The sequence below is a fragment of the Streptomyces sp. NPDC041068 genome (assembly GCF_040647455.1).
GTDB lineage: Bacteria > Actinomycetota > Actinomycetes > Streptomycetales > Streptomycetaceae > Streptomyces.
The window spans coordinates 1-1,957 of the sequence record NZ_JBEZCG010000057.1 but is presented as its reverse complement, the minus strand read 5'-3'; the positions used below and the strand labels follow the sequence as shown (position 1 = coordinate 1,957).

1 protein-coding gene is annotated in these 1,957 nt (G+C 68.6%); it reads left to right on the top strand.

The genetic code is table 11. The features are described 5' to 3' along the window. Positions 1 to 1,957: amino acid adenylation domain-containing protein (locus AB0B50_RS44630; protein ID WP_362343862.1), on the top strand; the 1,957-nt coding region annotated here is incomplete at both ends.

The window sequence follows — 1,957 nt, the reverse complement described above, 5'->3', positions numbered from 1 at the left end:
GCCTCACCGCCTACACACACCAAGACATCCCCTTCGACCACCTCGTCGAACTCCTCAACCCCCACCGCACCACCAGCCACCACCCCCTCTTCCAAATCGCCCTCGTCCTCCAGAACACCACCCAAGGCGACTTCGACCTCCCCGGCCTGACGGTTCGCACAGCCGAGGCGGAGACCGGCACATCACGCTTCGACATGCTCTTCTCCCTCACCGAGCGCTTCACGGCAGCCGGAGACCCTGCCGGCATCGACAGTGTGGTCGAGTACTCCACCGACCTCTTCGACCGGTCCAGCATCGAGCAGATCTTCGACCGGTGGATACGTCTCATCGACCAAGTGCTGAGCGCTCCGGACCAGCCGATCGGCCGGCTCGGCCTGCTGACGGCTGCCGAGCGGCAGCAGGTGCTGACGGAGTGGAACGGCGCCGAGACCGACGTGCACCCGGACACGATGGTCGGCCTGCTCGAAGCGCAGGCCCGGCGCACTCCCGACGCGCCCGCCGTACGCTTCGCGAACACCACGCTCACGTACGCCGAACTGCACGCACGGGCTAACCAACTGGGCCGCCACCTGGTCGACTTGGGCGTCGGACCGGAGAGCGTGGTGGCAGTGGCACTGCCGCGCTCGGCCGACACGATCGTCGCGTTGCTCGCGGTGGTCAAGGCAGGCGGCGCATATCTTCCGCTGGACCCCGACGACCCGAGCGAGCGCCTGCACTCCATGGTGCTCGACGCACGCCCGGTGGTGGCCATCGTCTCGGCCGGGAGCCGTCTGATCGCCTCCGGCCAGGGCGTGCCGTGCGTGATCATCGATGACGACGAGACCAGCGCCGTCATCGCCGGGCAGCCCACGGCCGATCTCTCGGCGGACGAGCGCACGACTGCCTTGACGTCGGCCAACGCGCTCTACGTCATCTACACCTCGGGGTCCTCGGGCCGACCCAAGGGCGTCATGGTCGAGCACCGCGGCCTGGCCAACAACCTTCAGTGGATGCAGTCGGCCCATCCGGTGGGCGCCGACGACGTGGTGCTGTTCCGGACCTCGGTGCGATTCGACTCCGTGGGCCTGGAGATCTGGTACCCGCTGCTTTCCGGCGCCGCGATCTGCGTGGCCCCCGGCGACGTCATCCGCGATCCGCAACGGCTGACCTCGTACATCGCGGAGAACGGCGTCACCGTCGCCCAGTTCCCTCCGTCCCTCCTCGCGAATCTGCCCCACCCGCCCGCGACGCACGCCGTCAGCCGCATCTGGGCCAGCGGCGAGGCACTCCGCGCAGATCTCGCGGCGGACATCGCGGACGCCTGGGGCAGCGAACTCTCCAATCTGTACGGCCCGACCGAGATGACCATCCAGGTGGCGTCCTTCCCCTGCCGGCGAGGCGCGGACAGTGGCACGGGCTCGACGGTCCCCATCGGCCGACCCACCTGGAACACGCAGGTGTACGTGTTGGATTCGGCGCTCGAACCGGTACCCGTGGGCGTGGCCGGCGAACTGTACGTCGCCGGCACCCAGGTGGCTCGGGGGTATGTGGGGCATCAGGCGCTGACGGCGGAGCGGTTCGTCGCCTGTCCGTTCGCGGCGGGTGAGCGCATGTACCGCACCGGCGACCTGGTGCGCTGGCGTGGCGACGGCCAACTTGAGTTCGTCGGCCGCGCCGACGACCAGGTCAAACTCCGAGGCTTCCGCATCGAACCCGGCGAGGTCGAATCCCGCCTGACCGAATGCGACGGAGTACGACAGGCAGCCGTCGTCGTACGCGAGGACACACCCGGCGACCAGCGCCTGGTCGCCTACATCGTCCCCGACCTGGAAACAGCCGCCGCAGCAGACACCCACAACACCGGAGACTCTCAGGACTCGCAAGTAGAGGAGTGGCAGGAGCTCTACGACTCCGTGTACGCGGAGGCCGCAGGGTCGTCCGCGTTCGGCGAGGACTTCTCCGGCTGGGACAGCTCCTA